The organism is Lutibacter sp., from assembly GCF_041562875.1.
In the GTDB taxonomy this organism is placed as follows: Bacteria; Bacteroidota; Bacteroidia; order Flavobacteriales; family Flavobacteriaceae; genus Lutibacter.
Window position 1 is genome coordinate 53660 of record NZ_JBFFOE010000001.1, and the last position, 13867, is coordinate 67526.

The 13867-nt window shown below is 28.7% G+C and carries 15 protein-coding genes; 8 read left to right on the forward strand and 7 right to left on the reverse strand.

Annotated elements, in window-relative coordinates:
• Nucleotides 1-116: 116 nt before the first annotated feature.
• From arsC to prfB, 4 genes are all read right to left on the reverse strand, one after another.
• Entirely contained in the window at nucleotides 117-455 is a 339-nt protein-coding gene (arsC, locus tag ABY863_RS00240) for an arsenate reductase (glutaredoxin) (protein WP_372792136.1), read from the reverse strand.
• Nucleotides 456-483: 28 nt separating this feature from the next.
• A complete protein-coding gene (locus ABY863_RS00245; RefSeq protein ID WP_372792138.1) occupies nucleotides 484-2877 on the reverse strand; it encodes a TonB-dependent receptor domain-containing protein in 2394 nt (797 codons plus the stop codon).
• Nucleotides 2878-3035: 158 nt separating this feature from the next.
• Entirely contained in the window at nucleotides 3036-3653 is a 618-nt protein-coding gene (locus tag ABY863_RS00250; protein ID WP_372792140.1) for an HAD family hydrolase, read from the reverse strand.
• Complete coding sequence (gene prfB / locus ABY863_RS00255; RefSeq protein WP_372792142.1) at nucleotides 3653-4759, reverse strand: peptide chain release factor 2; 1107 nt, start codon at nucleotides 4757-4759, stop codon at nucleotides 3653-3655. Before prfB ends, ABY863_RS00250 begins: the two co-directional genes overlap by 1 nt.
• Before the next feature lie 44 nt (nucleotides 4760-4803).
• Between prfB and ABY863_RS00260 the strand changes: the two genes are divergently transcribed.
• The 3 genes from ABY863_RS00260 to ABY863_RS00270 all read left to right on the forward strand — a co-directional run bounded on the left by ABY863_RS00260 (nucleotide 4804) and on the right by ABY863_RS00270 (nucleotide 6870).
• Nucleotides 4804-5826, forward strand: a complete 1023-nt coding sequence (locus ABY863_RS00260) for a low specificity L-threonine aldolase (protein ID WP_372792144.1) — start codon at nucleotides 4804-4806, stop codon at nucleotides 5824-5826.
• 175 nt (nucleotides 5827-6001) lie between these two features.
• Nucleotides 6002-6547, forward strand: a complete 546-nt coding sequence (gene msrA, locus ABY863_RS00265; protein WP_372792222.1) for a peptide-methionine (S)-S-oxide reductase MsrA — start codon at nucleotides 6002-6004, stop codon at nucleotides 6545-6547.
• Nucleotides 6548-6594: 47 nt separating this feature from the next.
• The gene (locus tag ABY863_RS00270; protein ID WP_372792146.1) at nucleotides 6595-6870 is read left to right on the forward strand and encodes a hypothetical protein; all 276 of its coding nucleotides are present in this window, start codon (nucleotides 6595-6597) and stop codon (nucleotides 6868-6870) included.
• On the opposite strand, the gene ABY863_RS00275 is transcribed toward ABY863_RS00270, so the two are convergent.
• Together ABY863_RS00275 and ABY863_RS00280 are read right to left on the reverse strand one after the other, a co-directional pair.
• Nucleotides 6867-7178 carry a DUF6787 family protein gene (locus tag ABY863_RS00275; RefSeq protein ID WP_372792148.1) on the reverse strand — a complete coding sequence of 104 codons (312 nt, stop codon included), beginning with the start codon at nucleotides 7176-7178 and terminating at the stop codon, nucleotides 6867-6869. The genes ABY863_RS00270 and ABY863_RS00275 overlap by 4 nt on opposite strands.
• Before the next feature lie 106 nt (nucleotides 7179-7284).
• Nucleotides 7285-7923 (reverse strand): DUF937 domain-containing protein, encoded by a 639-nt coding sequence (locus tag ABY863_RS00280; protein ID WP_372792150.1) that lies wholly within the window; start codon nucleotides 7921-7923, stop codon nucleotides 7285-7287.
• 176 nt (nucleotides 7924-8099) lie between these two features.
• Between ABY863_RS00280 and ABY863_RS00285 the strand changes: the two genes are divergently transcribed.
• Together ABY863_RS00285 and ABY863_RS00290 are read left to right on the forward strand one after the other, a co-directional pair.
• On the forward strand, nucleotides 8100-8594 hold the full coding sequence (locus tag ABY863_RS00285) for a hypothetical protein (RefSeq protein WP_372792152.1): 495 nt from the start codon (nucleotides 8100-8102) through the stop codon (nucleotides 8592-8594).
• Between the two features lie 108 nt (nucleotides 8595-8702).
• Nucleotides 8703-10007: a dicarboxylate/amino acid:cation symporter gene (locus ABY863_RS00290; RefSeq protein WP_372792154.1), complete on the forward strand. Its 1305-nt coding sequence runs from the start codon at nucleotides 8703-8705 to the stop codon at nucleotides 10005-10007.
• A 64-nt stretch (nucleotides 10008-10071) separates the two neighbouring features.
• Here the strand turns inward: ABY863_RS00290 and ABY863_RS00295 are convergent, their stop codons facing one another.
• Nucleotides 10072-10485 (reverse strand): thiol-disulfide oxidoreductase DCC family protein, encoded by a 414-nt coding sequence (locus tag ABY863_RS00295; RefSeq protein ID WP_372792156.1) that lies wholly within the window; start codon nucleotides 10483-10485, stop codon nucleotides 10072-10074.
• 100 nt (nucleotides 10486-10585) lie between these two features.
• Here ABY863_RS00295 and ABY863_RS00300 point away from each other — a divergent pair, with 100 nt between their 5' ends.
• From ABY863_RS00300 to ABY863_RS00310, 3 genes are read left to right on the forward strand one after another with little or no spacing between them, the layout of a single operon-like run.
• Nucleotides 10586-11278 (forward strand): ABC transporter ATP-binding protein, encoded by a 693-nt coding sequence (locus ABY863_RS00300; RefSeq protein WP_372792158.1) that lies wholly within the window; start codon nucleotides 10586-10588, stop codon nucleotides 11276-11278.
• Nucleotides 11279-11280: 2 nt separating this feature from the next.
• Nucleotides 11281-12510: an ABC transporter permease gene (locus ABY863_RS00305; RefSeq protein WP_372792160.1), complete on the forward strand. Its 1230-nt coding sequence runs from the start codon at nucleotides 11281-11283 to the stop codon at nucleotides 12508-12510.
• Nucleotides 12511-12514: 4 nt separating this feature from the next.
• Nucleotides 12515-13759, forward strand: a complete 1245-nt coding sequence (locus tag ABY863_RS00310) for an ABC transporter permease (RefSeq protein WP_372792224.1) — start codon at nucleotides 12515-12517, stop codon at nucleotides 13757-13759.
• Nucleotides 13760-13867 lie beyond the last annotated feature (108 nt).

Sequence of the window (13867 nt, forward strand, 5' to 3'; positions counted from 1 at the left end):
TTTTAAATTAATAGTTAGATTATTGATTATTAGCTTTTAATAAATTTAATTTCGTTAGTTTTTAATTATAAAAATAATTTTTAAAACAAATTAATCTGTTAATAAAAACATAAATTTTAAAGTATTGTTTTAATAATTTCAGGAGGACGCCCAATAACTGCTTTTCCATTATTAATTACAATAGGTCTTTCTATTAATTTTGGATGTTCAACCATTGCTGATATTATTTCAGAATCTGATAGATTTTTACCTTTATAATTTTCTTTCCAAAGAGCTTCATTTTTCCGAACTAAATCTAAGGGGTCTATTCCTAATAATTTTATAATTTCTGTTAACTCTTCTTTTGAAATAGGAGTTTCTAAATATTTAATGGTTTCAAAGTTTAAGTTTGAAGCTTCTAAAATCGCTAAACCTTCACGGCTTTTACTACAACGTGGATTGTGGTATATTTTCATTTAAATAATTTTTGTGCAAAAGTAAGAATTAGTAATTTGGATTGATTTGTTTTTTCTCAAAATCTATTTTTCTATCTTTTTTACTTTGGTTAAATCTGTAAGTAAAAGATAAAATAATTGTGCGGTATTTATTTTGTATTAAGCTTTTTGAAAAATAATTAGTATCAAACCGATCTCTATCTGTTATGTTTGACAAGAATAAATCATCAACAGTTAAACTAATTGAAGCTTCTTTATTAAATAAATCTTTTGTAATAACAGCATTAGCATATGTATATGCTTTTCTTGTAGAAACAGGTCCTTCAGATATTAAAGTGTGTTTAATATTTGTTTGTAAATTAAACACCTCTGAAATTTTAAGTTGTGTTAATAAATTAAATGATCCATTAATACTTGCATGATTATAATCTATAATAATGTTTTGATTTGCTTCATTAGTAATATTAAATGTTCCAGATTGGTCAAAGTTATAAATATTGGCAGAAGCTGTAAAGTTTAACCGGTTTGAAGCTTTTAGTATAGTTGTTAAGCTAATTCCATAATGATCTACCTTTCCTAAATTAGTAAGCGTTCTTATAATTTTGTTAATACCGTTTATTTGTTCACCGGTTTCGTAGGTAACTTGTTGCCAAAAATTATTATATCTGTTAAAAAATAGGGAAGAAGCTATTGTTAATTTATTGCCATTATAAGTGTACGTTAAAGTAGCTGCGTCTTTATTCATAGGATTTAAATTTGGATTTCCTATATAAGAAGATGTTTCACTGTATTTTTGTTGAAAAGGTTGTAATTCATAATATCCGGGTCTTTCAATAGCTCTGTTATAACCTAAACTTAATGCTTTAGAATCACTAAAACTATATTCTAAATATACTGATGGTACAAAATTGTTAAACGTTTTATCTAATTTAGTATTTAATGTTTTGTAATTGATTTTTGAAGTTAAAAATTCAGCTCTTATACCAATACCGTAATAAAATTTATCACTTTCATTTTCAAATTCTATAAATGCTGCGTGTACATCTTCAGTATAATCAATAAAATTATCACCTGAAGTACCAACATAAGAGAAAGGAACTTTTCCTAATTCACCAGAATATCCAAATGTATAAGTACTTGCTTCTCCAATAGGGCTTGTAAAATCAATAGCAACTTCATTATTTTTTAAGCTGTTATCTTCAATATAATCTTCGTTTGTAAAATTTAATATATCGGAGTTTGTAATAGTATTGTCATAGATTTCGGTATCATTATTCGTCTTAAAATAGGCAGTTAATTTTTGCCCTTCTTTTTTAAATAATTGTTCGTAATCAATAATAAATTCAAAAATTTCATCGTTAAAATTTCTAAAGTGTTTTCTAATATTACTGTTTGTTAGTACTTTTGAAGCATCAAAAATATCAGAATTAGTTAATGTAAGTCCTTCATTATTTACACTTGTGTAGTTAATACTTGTAGATAAGGTGGCATTTTTTGACAAGTAAAAATCAGCACCAATAGTACTATAAAACACATTCGCTTTATTGTTGCTTTCAGTTTTTTCATTTAAAAAAGCACTAGTACTACCATTTTCAAAATATTCATTTTCATAGTTTGCAATTGTTATTGGATTTCTATGAAAATAAGAAGCGTTTGTAAAGAAATTAACTTTTTTTGATTTATGATTTAATGTAAGTAAACCGCCATAATAATCTTTATAACCACCGGCAGTTGTAATAGAACCGTTTAAGCCATTGTCTTTTCCTTTCTTTAAAATAATATTAATGATACCTGTTGAAGAAGCTTTATATTTTGCCCCAGGATTTGTAAGAACCTCTATTGTTTCAATAGAACTTGCAGGAATTGTTTTTAAAGCATCCGTTTTTGAAAGAGAAGATGTTTTTCCATTAATTAATACTGTAGGAGTATCAAAACCCCTTAAAGTTATACTTCCATTGGGATCCACTGAAACTAATGGGATATTATTTAAAATATCAGTTGCAACACCAGCGTCAGAAGAAATATCTTTACCAACAGTATAAATTACTTTACTGCGTTTAAAAGCAAGTGTGCTTTTTTCTCCAATAATTTCTATTTCATCTAAAAATTCGGTGTCTATTTCTAATTCAACAGTTCCAATATATATATCTCTTGTAATTGAAGAAATGTTTAACTTTTTTGTTTTAAAGGATAAAAACTCTACAGAAGCATTGTAAGTGCCTTTTTCAACTTCGATAGAAAATTTACCTTTTTTGTCGGTAATTCCACCACATTTGAAGTAATTTGAATCTATATTTTTAAATATTATAGTGGCATCTTCAAGTGGTAGTTTGGTTGATGCGTCTAATATTTTACCAGATATTGTATAAAGGGAGTTATTTTTTTCTTGGCCAATTATAAGTGAAGGGAAAATTATAAGCAGTAATAAAAACAGTCTTCTCATATAAAAACTTTTAATTAATAATTCGTAACAATTTTTTGTATTTATGTTTTCTTAACAAAAACTTAATCTTTTTTCAAGTGTAAAAATACAAATTATTGTTAATAAACAACATTTTATAAAAAATAAATTGCTGTTTGTTAGTAATTTATCAAAAATTATTATTTTATATGGTACTTATGTAATGATTTTAATAGTTGTTGTGGATTCATATAATGTATCCCTTTCAATTTTAATTTTTTTGCAGCTTTCACATTTTCTTCATTATCATCAATAAAAATTGCATTTTCTGGAATAATTTGATAACGATTTAAAATAATAGTATAAATTTCAGGAAATGGTTTTCGGGTTTTTTCTTGTCCAGAAACTATTACACCATCAAAATCATTAAAAAACGGAAATAATTTTAAGGCTAAATCCCATTTTTCAGCACTCCAATTTGTTAAAGCATATATTTTATAATTATTTGAAGCTTTTAAATTTTTAAATAGTGCAACATTTTCAACAATAGGACCTGAAAACATATACTGCCATTCTTTATAAAATAATCGAATCAAATTTTCATATTTTGGAAATTCAGCAATTTTAATTTTTTCACCTTCTTCAATAGTTCTACCAGCATCTTGTTCCATGTTCCATTCTGGCGAGCAAACAGTAGTTAAAAACCATTGTACTTTTTTTTCGTCTCCGTTAAAAACTTTTCTATAAACATATTCAGGCTTCCAATCAACAAGTACACCTCCTAAGTCAAAAATTAAGGTGTCTATTTTGTATTCCATTACAATTCATTTGAAGTTTCATTTTGTCCTTGAGCCATTAAATAAGCTTTTATAAATCCATCAATTTCACCATTCATAACAGCATCTACATTCGCAGTTTCATGAGCAGTTCGTACATCTTTCACTAATTTATAGGGATGCATAACATAATTTCTAATTTGCGAGCCAAATTCAATTTTCATTTTATTTGCTTCAATTTCGTTGCGCTTTTCACGTTGTTTTTGCAATTCAATTTCATACAATTGTGATTTTAATAATTGCAAGGCTTTTGTTTTATTTTCTAGCTGAGAGCGTGTTTCAGAATTCTCAATTACAATTCCAGAAGGTTTGTGACGTAAACGAACTGCGGTTTCAACTTTGTTTACATTTTGCCCACCAGCGCCACTAGATCTCATAGTTTCCCATGTAATTTCGGTAGGATTTATCTCAATTTCAATAGTGTCATCTACTAAAGGATAGACATAAACCGAAGCAAAAGTAGTATGACGTTTTGCATTGCTGTCAAAAGGAGAAATACGAACCATTCTATGAACACCATTTTCACCTTTTAAATATCCAAAGGCATATTCACCTTCAATTTCTATGGTAACTGTTTTAATTCCAACAACATCACCAGCTTGAAAATTGAGTTCTTTTACTTTATAGCCTTGGTTTTCGCTCCACATTAAATACATTCTCATTAGCATTTGAGCCCAATCACAGCTTTCTGTACCACCAGCACCTGCAGTAATTTGAAGTACAGCACTTAAATTATCACCTTCATCAGAAAGCATATTTTTAAACTCTATTTTTTCAATTAAAGAAAGTGTTGTATCGTATAATTTTTCAATTTCTTCTTCAGAAGCTTCACCATCAGCATAAAAATCAAGCAGGATTGAAACTTCTTCAAAATTTGTTTTTATTTTATTGTAATCTTCAATCCATTGTTTTTTAGATTGAAGTGTTTTCATAACCATTTCAGCTTCTTTCGGATTGTTCCAAAAATTAGGATTTGCAGTTTTTTCTTCTTCGTTTGAAATTTCAATTATTTTCTTGTCAATATCAAGGTAAGTTTTTAACTTGCCAATGCGTTCCTGTAATTTATTTATATGTTCGTTAGCTATCATTTCTTTAATTAAGTAATACAAAAATAACCTTTCATTTTTAAACTATGCAAATAAATTTAATAAGCGATACTGTAACAAAACCAACTAAAGGAATGTTGCAAGCAATGATGAATGCTGAAGTTGGTGATGATGTTTTTAAAACAGACCCAACTGTTAATAAATTACAAGATAAACTTGCTGAAATGTTTGGTATGGAAGCTGCATTGTTTTTTCCTTCAGGAACAATGGCAAATCAAGCTGCCATAAAATTACATACACAACCAGGTGATAAAATGTTTTGTGATAAATGGGCTCATGTATATAATTTTGAAGGCGGAGGACCTGCTTTTAATGCAGGAGTTACTTCTTTTTTAATTGATGGAGATAGAGGAATGTTCACAGCTAAACAATTGCAAGAAGTTGTTTCAGGAAGTAGATCAGATATACACACACCATATTCTAGATTAGTTGCACTTGAAAACACTACAAATAAGGGGGGTGGAGCTTGTTGGAGTTTTGAAGAAATATTAAAAGTAAAAAAAGTGAGTACTGAAAATAATTTAGCATTCCATTTAGATGGTGCACGTTTATTTAATGCGATAGTTGCTAAAAATGAAACACCTGAACAATATGGAAAAGTATTTGATACCATCTCAATTTGTTTGTCTAAAGGTTTAGGTGCTCCAGTTGGTTCTGTTTTATTAGGCACTAAAGATCACATGGAAAAAGCTTTACGGATTAGAAAATTGTTTGGTGGTGGTATGCGACAAGCTGGTTATTTAGCAGCGGCAGGTATTTATGCTTTAGACAATCATGTTGAAAGATTGGCAATAGATCATACAAGAGCAAAAATATTGGGCACTTCGCTTCAAAATTGTGAACTTATTAAAAATGTTGAACCAATTGAAACTAATATTGTTATTTTTAACGTTATAGATTCTATTAATGAACAAGATTTTATAAGTCGTTTAAATGATGCTGGAATAGGACTTATTTCAATGGGACAAGGTAAATTACGTATGGTAACGCATTTAGATTTTACAGAAGAAATGTTAGAAAGTGTTGTTCATACTATTGAACATATTTAATTGAAACATAAATAGAAATTAAAATATTTTTTAACGACATGTAATTTTGAGCTAGAAGAATCGACTTATTTCAAAAAGATTAAATATAATGAGACAAAAAGCAGTAGTAATTATAGTTTTAATTTTTGGAATTATTAATTTTTATGGACAATCTTTAATTACAAAAAAATCTAAAATGTCAAATAAATTAGAAATAGCAACCTTAGCAAATGGATGTTTTTGGTGTACAGAGGCAATTTTTCAACGCTTAGAAGGAGTTGAAAGTTTAAAATCTGGATATTCAGGTGGAACAATTAAAAATCCAGCTTATAGAGAAGTAACTACAGGAAGAACAGGTCATGCAGAAGTAATTCAAATAGAATTTAATCCTTCGATAATAACATTTCAAGAAATTTTAGATGTTTTTTTTAGTACTCATGACCCAACAACTTTAAATAAACAAGGTTATGATAAGGGAACTCAGTATAGATCTGCTATTTTTTATCATTCAGAAGAACAAAAAAATGTTGCGGAAGAGTTTATTAAGAATTTAAATGAAGCTAAAGTTTTTGAAAGCCTAATTGTTACAGAAGTAACTAAATTTGATGCTTTTTATGAAGCTGAAGAATATCATCAAAATTATTATAACAATAATAAAACACAAGGATATTGTATGGCTGTGATAAATCCAAAATTAGAAAAGTTTATAAAAAAATACAAGACTAAATTAAAGAAGCAATAGACTTGGCATTTAAATTGTTAAGGAGATAAGATGGTATATATTAGTATATGAATAAAAAATACAAATTATTAATACTCAGTATTCTTTTTGATGGAATTGGAATGCTTTCTTTTGTAGTTCCTTTATTTGGTGAATTTTCTGATGTTATTTGGGCACCATTATCTGCCTTTTTAATTTATAAAATGTATCAAGGTATTGAAGGTAAAGTAGGAAGTCTAGTTAGTTTTGTTGAAGAAGCCGGTATTTTTGGAACCGATTTTTTACCAACCTTTACCTTAACATGGATTTATAAATATGTAATTAAAAAAGGTAAGAATGTTTAATTTTTTACAAAAAACTTTTTAAAACCCATTCTCATCAACATTTTTTTAGTGAAAAAATTCCAGAAGAATTTAAATTGTCCAAAAATGAAACCAACTAAAGGTAATGTAAGTTGGTAAATGAAGAAAATTAAAAGAATTCTAACTGGCCAGAATAACCAAGGATTTGTAGTGTTGTAATCTAAACCAATAGTTTCAGTTAAAGGTCTTACAATTAAAGTAGCGAAGGAGCCATTTACAGAAAATACTATTAAAATTAATAGCACTTGAAAATTGGATGTTAATCCCCAGCGTTGTTTTAATTTTTCCATTTTAAATATTTTCGGTACAAAAGTACATATACATTTTAATAATAAAAATAATCGAATAAAAAAGGTTAAATAGTTAAATTTGACCTTTTTTATATCATTTAAATTTTTATTTTCCAAAAAGTCCACCAAGCATACCACCTAATCCACCTTTCTTTTTATCACCACTTAATATCATTCCTGCAACATCATCAATTATACTTCCGTCACCATCAGCATCTAATAATTTAGTAATTAAACTTTGTTGATCATTTGAGGCACCAATAAGCATTCCACCTAATAAATCTCCAATACCATTTTGGTCAGAAATATCTTTTTGACGAGTTTCTTTTCCTAAAGCTCCCATTACTAGAGGTCCAGCAACTTTTAAAATGTTCATTGCAGTATCCATATCAATTCCGCTAGATTTACTTACCGCATTTGCAACCCTTTGCTCTTTACCTCCAAAAATATGACCTAAAATTCCAGCACCATCATCAAGCACATCTTGATTAACTTCACCACCGCCTAAAATGCTTCCTAAGTTGTCTAAAATTCCACCGCTATGTTTATCGTTACCAAGTGCACTTAATAATCCCGAAGCTCCTTCTGGTGTAGAAGCATTGTTTTTCATTGCCCCTAAAATTAAAGGTAAAGCAGTACTTAAAGCGATAGTTGTTTTCCCTTCATCTTGTCTAAATTGTTTACTTGCTCCACTAATAAGAGTTTTACCAGTGTCACTGTTTAAAATATCTAGTATTCCTGCCATTTTTTTGTATTTAATATTATAATTATTTGACCAAAATATAAATATTTTTTTTATTCTATATAGATTAATTTACAAAATTATAAAAAGGTCATTTATTTACAACTAAAATATTAATTTAGAGTTTAAATGGTATAGTATTTGTTAATAATTTCGCTATTAATTTAACGAGTTTTATTATGAAAAAAATATTTTTGATGTCTATATTTCTACTTGGTTTTATTTTAACAATAAATGCCCAAGAAATTTCTAAGAATGCAATTGGTGTTAGATTTGGTGATAATGATGGTTTTGGTGGTGAGATTTCCTATCAAAATCAATTATCAGAAATGAATCGCTTTGAACTGGATTTAGGCTACAGAAATCATAAAGATTATGATGCATTTAAATTAACTGGGATCTATCAATGGGTTTGGAACATTGATAAAGGTTTTAATTGGTATGCTGGTTTTGGTGCAGGTTTAGGTTCTTGGAATTATGCTAATAGTTACGTTGGAGATGGAAATGAGGGACTATTTATAAATGCTGATGGAAATATAGGTATTGAATATAACTTTGAAGAAGCACCGATATTAATTTCCCTTGATTTTAGACCCGAAATAGGTATTATAGGTGATTATGGCAAAGACACTAATTTGGATTTAGCACTATCAATTAGATACCAATTCAATTAAATTTATGGTTTTTTGCATAAAAAAAGCACCTCGAGTGCTTTTTTTATGCAAAAAAATGACATAAGCTTTATGTTTTTTTTATCTTTCAACAAATTTTAAAAGTTTTAGATGAAAAAATTAGCATTACACTGGCAAATATTACTTGGAATGGTTTTGGGTGTTTTACTGGGGTTAATAATGACACAGTTTGATGGAGGTAAAGAAATAGTGCAAGATTGGATAAAACCTTTTGGAAAAATATTTATTAATGCTTTAAAATTAATTGCAGTACCATTAATATTAGCTTCACTTATAAAAGGTGTTTCTGATTTAAAAGATATTTCAAAATTATCTAAAATGGGAGGGCGTACCATTGGTATTTATTTAATCACTACAGTTATAGCTGTTTCAATAGGATTATTATTGGTTAACATTATTAAACCAGGAAATTCAATTTCAAATGAAACACGTCAAGAATTAGTTCAAAATTATAGTGGTGATGCAGGAAAATATGCAGAAGAAGCGGCAAAACAAAAAGAAAGTGGTCCTTTACAAGCTTTAGTTGATATTGTTCCTGAAAATATTTTTGGGGCAGCTTCAGAAAATAAAAATATGCTTCAAGTTATATTTTTTGCAATAATCTTTGGTATTGGGTTAATATTAATTCCTGAAGAAAAATCAAAAGTTGTTAAAGATTTCTTTGATGGTTTTAATGAAGTCATTTTAAAAATTATCGACCTTATTATGCTTGCAGCTCCGTACGGTGTTTTTGCATTATTAGCGGCTTTAGTTGTTGAATCACCAAGTTTAGATTTATTTAAAGCGTTGGTTTGGTATGCTTTTACAGTTATTCTAGGACTGCTTATTATGATAACTTTCTATAATTTAATTGTATGGATAGTAACTAAACAAAAGCCATCAACATTTTTAAAAGGAATTTCACCTGCTCAATTACTTGCATTTTCAACAAGTAGTAGTGCCGCAACTTTGCCAGTTACTATGGAAAGAGTAACAGAACATTTAGGTGTAGATGAAGAAGTAAGTAGTTTTGTATTACCAATTGGAGCCACCATAAATATGGATGGAACAAGTCTATATCAAGCAGTAGCAGCAGTATTTATTGCACAAGCTTTTGGAATGGACTTATCTTTAGGTATTCAATTAGGTATTATTGTAACTGCAACTTTGGCAAGTATTGGTTCAGCAGCTGTACCTGGAGCAGGAATGGTTATGCTGGTTATTGTTTTAGGACAAGCGGGTATTCCGGAAGCAGGTTTAGCTTTAATTTTTGCAATTGATAGACCTTTGGATATGATGAGAACTACTGTTAACGTAACAGGAGATGCATCAGTAGCAATGTTGGTTGCTAAATCATTAGGGAAACTGCATACTCCAAAAGTAAAAGAGTGGGATGATAATTATCCTAAAAAATAATAATGAATAAAAAAGAGAAGTATTAATACTTCTCTTTTTTATAAAAACAACAATAGATTAGAAGTTAGTCCGTTAAAAATCTGTTTTTAATTTCTTCACTCGGAATCATACATGTATCTTTTTTGCCAAACCAATTATATCGATTTTTTGCAATATAATTATATATCCAATCTCTTATAAATTTGGGTAAAATTATAAAAAGATAAAGTAATTGATAACCATTATATAGATGCTTCGAAATTTTTAAAGCAGCTGTTGATTTTTCATAGATTAATCCGTTTTCAATAAGTATAATTGAATCTAAATTGAAAATTTTCATTGGGAACTGTAACAAAATTTTCTTTGCAGCGTCTGATTGAAGAGAGGTAAATATAAATTGTTTTTTTTTATCGTGTTTTAGGATAAAATTTACAGTTGAATTGCAAAGATTACAAACACCATCAAAAAGAATAATTGATTTGCCTTTAAAATTGTTCATAAAACAAAGTTACATTTTAAAAAATATAATTGTGTTTTAACAAAAAATTAATAACTATTTAAAGGAGCAATTCATAAATTCGTTTAAAACAACAAACCAAATGATTAAGATTGAAAAACTGCATAAATCTTACCCAATGGGAAAAGATTCTCTTCATGTATTAAAGGGTTTAGATTTACATATTAAGGAAGGTGAATTTGTAGCTATTATGGGTTCATCAGGTTCTGGAAAATCAACATTGTTAAATATAGTTGGTTTATTAGATACTCATGATGAAGGAAAATATTATTTAAACGGACAATTAATTGAAAATTTAGATGAAACAAAAGCAGCAATTCTTAGAAATAAGTTTTTAGGTTTTGTATTTCAATCATTTAACTTAATAACCTATAAAACAGCTGTTGAAAATGTAGCACTTCCTTTATATTATCAAGGTATAGGAAGAAAAGAACGCCAAGAAATTGCTTTAAAATATTTAGATAAAGTTGGTTTAAAAGATAGAGCAAACCATTTGCCAAGTGAACTTTCAGGAGGAGAAAAACAACGTGTAGCTGTTGCTCGTGCCTTAGCTACAAGTCCAAAAGTTGTATTAGCAGATGAGCCAACAGGAGCTTTAGATTCTGCTACATCAGATTCTGTAATGCAATTGTTAAAAGATATTAACAGAGAGGGAATGACCGTTTTTGTAATTACACACGAAGAGGATATTGCAGAACAAACAGATAGAATTGTTCGCTTAAAAGATGGTGTAATTATAAGTGATGAAAAAGTTAATAAAAATGTAAACGCTTAATTATGTTCGATTTAGATCGTTGGCGCGAAATTTTTCAAGCCATTAGTAAAAATAAACTAAGAACTGCTTTATCGGGTTTTACAATATCTTTTGCTATTTTACTTTTTACTCTTTTATTTGGAATAGGGAATGGCTTAAAGCATACATTTGAGAAACAATTTGCGGGAGATTCACAAAATTCAATTTATATAAATTCTGGGAGTACAACAAAACCTTATAAAGGATTGCAAAGTGGAAGGCAAATTCAATTTAGAAATGATGACTCTAAATTTATGAATGAAAAGTTTGAGGATGAAATTCAATATTTCAGCCCAAATATTCAAAGGAGCATGCAAGTAATCTATAAAGGAGAACAAAATAGATATACTATTAGAGGTGTTTATCCAGATTATCAACCTTTAGAATCTGCAGTGATTCAAGATGGAAGATTTTTATCGTATTTAGATATTGAAAATAGAGCCAAAGTTGCTGCTGTTGGAAGATTGGTTGAAAAAGATTTGTTTGGTAGTTTAAGTGCTGTTGGAAAAAATATTAATATGGAGGGGATTTCCTATAAAATTGTAGGAGTATTTAATGATCCAGGAGGTGACAACGATGAACGTTTTATTTATACACCTTTTACTACAATGCAAGGAATGTATAAACCTAATGATGAGTTAGATTATATAGGACTTACATTTAATCCTAAATTAAGTGTAGATGAAGCTTTAGCTTTTAGTAATTTGTTAACAAAAATGTTAAAAGAGAAACACAATGTAGATCCTAGAGATCAAGCTGCAATTCGTGTTAGAAATTATGCTGAAGGAACTAAAAATGTACAACAATTTATGACAGTACTTAATGTTATTATATTGTTTATTGGAATTGGAACTTTAATTGCAGGGATTATAGGTATAAGTAACATTATGGTTTATATAGTAAAAGAACGAACTAAAGAATTAGGTATTAGAAAAGCATTGGGTGCAACACCAAAATCAATTATTGGAATGATTATGATGGAATCCATATTTGTTACTGGTTTAGCAGGATATTCAGGTTTAATGTTAGGTGTTTTTGCTTTAAAAGCTTTAGGAACTAGTTTAGAAAAATATTTTATAATTAATCCAAGCGTTGAAACATATGTTGTTGTTGGCGCAACAGTGATATTAATAATTGCTGGAACAATTGCAGGCTATATACCAGCTAAAAGGGCAGCAAGCATTAAACCAATTGTAGCATTAAACGACGAATAATATGATTAAATTTTTATTTGATAAAGATACTTGGCAAGAAATATTTAGCAGTATTCGTAAAAATAAAATGCGAACTGGCATTACAGTTATTGGTGTAATGTGGGGAATATTTTTATTGGTAGTGTTATTAGGAGCAGCAAAAGGAGTTGAAAATAATTTTAATAAATTATTTGGAAGTTTTGCAACTAACAGCGTTTTTGTTTGGGCACAACAAACAAGCAAACCTTTTAAAGGGTTCCAAGAAGGTAAAAGTCTTACTTTAAAAATGTCAGATTTAGAAAATATTAAAAATGAAATTAAAGGTTTAGAATTTGTAGTCCCACGCCATCAAACACAAGCAATGGCAACCAATAATTTTAAATCGGGTACTTTCGGTATTTTTGGTGATTATCCTGAGTTAGATAAAGTACAAAAGAAAGATCTAGTATATGGAAGGTTTATTAATGATAATGATATAAAGGAAAAGAAAAAAGTATGCGTAATTGAAGAAGAAATTTACAAGCAACTTTTTGATAAAGATGAGTATCCTATAGGAACTTATATTAAAATTAACGATATCAATTATAATATTGTTGGTATGTATAAGCAAGGTCAAGTAGGAACAGGTGGGCCTCAAGGTAATATACATATTCCTTTTACTACATTTCAACAAGTATATAATAGAGGAGACAGTATTGGCTGGATGATGATAACTGGAAAGCCTGAATTTGATATTACTCAAATAGAAGCAGACATAAAATTATTGTTAAAAAACTTGCATAAAGTTCACCCTAAAGACGAAAGAGCTTTCGGTAGTTTTAATTTAGGAAAAGAAATAGCGAAAGTAACCGGTTTTTTAACAGGAATGCAATTTTTAACGTGGTTTGTAGGTATTGCAACTTTAATTGCTGGAGTTTTTGCCATTGGAAATATTTTATTAATTACTGTAAAAGAGCGTACTAAAGAGATTGGAATTAGACGAGCAATAGGTGCAAAACCTTGGGAAATTAAACGTCAAATTATATTAGAATCTGTATTTTTAACCAGTATTGCGGGTGCTTTAGGAATTATATTTGGAGGTTTGGTTTTAATGTTAATTGATGCTACTTTAGGGCAAGGACCAGAAGCAGCATTATCAAATCCTACAGTAGATATACCAGTAGTGTTAATCGCAGTATTAACATTAATTACGTTAGGTACTTTAATTGGATTAATTCCTGCACATACAGCTGTTAGTATACGCCCAATTGAAGCACTAAGAGAAGAATAAATATAAATAAACAGATTAGAAAGGATTACATAATAAAAAGAAAATCAACATTAATGAAATAAATCTTATCTATGTTGTGAATACATTCAAAATAAACTATAAGATGAA

Bases quoted from the DNA above. Each gene is read 5' to 3' on its own strand.
- ABY863_RS00285 (WP_372792152.1), top strand. From the start codon at position 8,100: ATGAAAAAAATATTTTTGATGTCTATATTTCTACTTGGTTTTATTTTA.
- ABY863_RS00300 (WP_372792158.1), top strand. From the start codon at position 10,586: ATGATTAAGATTGAAAAACTGCATAAATCTTACCCAATGGGAAAAGAT.
- ABY863_RS00295 (WP_372792156.1), bottom strand. From the start codon at position 10,485: ATGAACAATTTTAAAGGCAAATCAATTATTCTTTTTGATGGTGTTTGT.
- ABY863_RS00305 (WP_372792160.1), top strand. From the start codon at position 11,281: ATGTTCGATTTAGATCGTTGGCGCGAAATTTTTCAAGCCATTAGTAAA.
- ABY863_RS00270 (WP_372792146.1), top strand. From the start codon at position 6,595: ATGAATAAAAAATACAAATTATTAATACTCAGTATTCTTTTTGATGGA.
- prfB (WP_372792142.1), bottom strand. From the start codon at position 4,759: ATGATAGCTAACGAACATATAAATAAATTACAGGAACGCATTGGCAAG.
- ABY863_RS00250 (WP_372792140.1), bottom strand. From the start codon at position 3,653: ATGGAATACAAAATAGACACCTTAATTTTTGACTTAGGAGGTGTACTT.
- ABY863_RS00280 (WP_372792150.1), bottom strand. From the start codon at position 7,923: ATGGCAGGAATACTAGATATTTTAAACAGTGACACTGGTAAAACTCTT.
- ABY863_RS00260 (WP_372792144.1), top strand. From the start codon at position 4,804: ATGCAAATAAATTTAATAAGCGATACTGTAACAAAACCAACTAAAGGA.
- ABY863_RS00290 (WP_372792154.1), top strand. From the start codon at position 8,703: ATGAAAAAATTAGCATTACACTGGCAAATATTACTTGGAATGGTTTTG.
- arsC (WP_372792136.1), bottom strand. From the start codon at position 455: ATGAAAATATACCACAATCCACGTTGTAGTAAAAGCCGTGAAGGTTTA.
- ABY863_RS00275 (WP_372792148.1), bottom strand. From the start codon at position 7,178: ATGGAAAAATTAAAACAACGCTGGGGATTAACATCCAATTTTCAAGTG.
- ABY863_RS00245 (WP_372792138.1), bottom strand. From the start codon at position 2,877: ATGAGAAGACTGTTTTTATTACTGCTTATAATTTTCCCTTCACTTATA.
- msrA (WP_372792222.1), top strand. From the start codon at position 6,002: ATGTCAAATAAATTAGAAATAGCAACCTTAGCAAATGGATGTTTTTGG.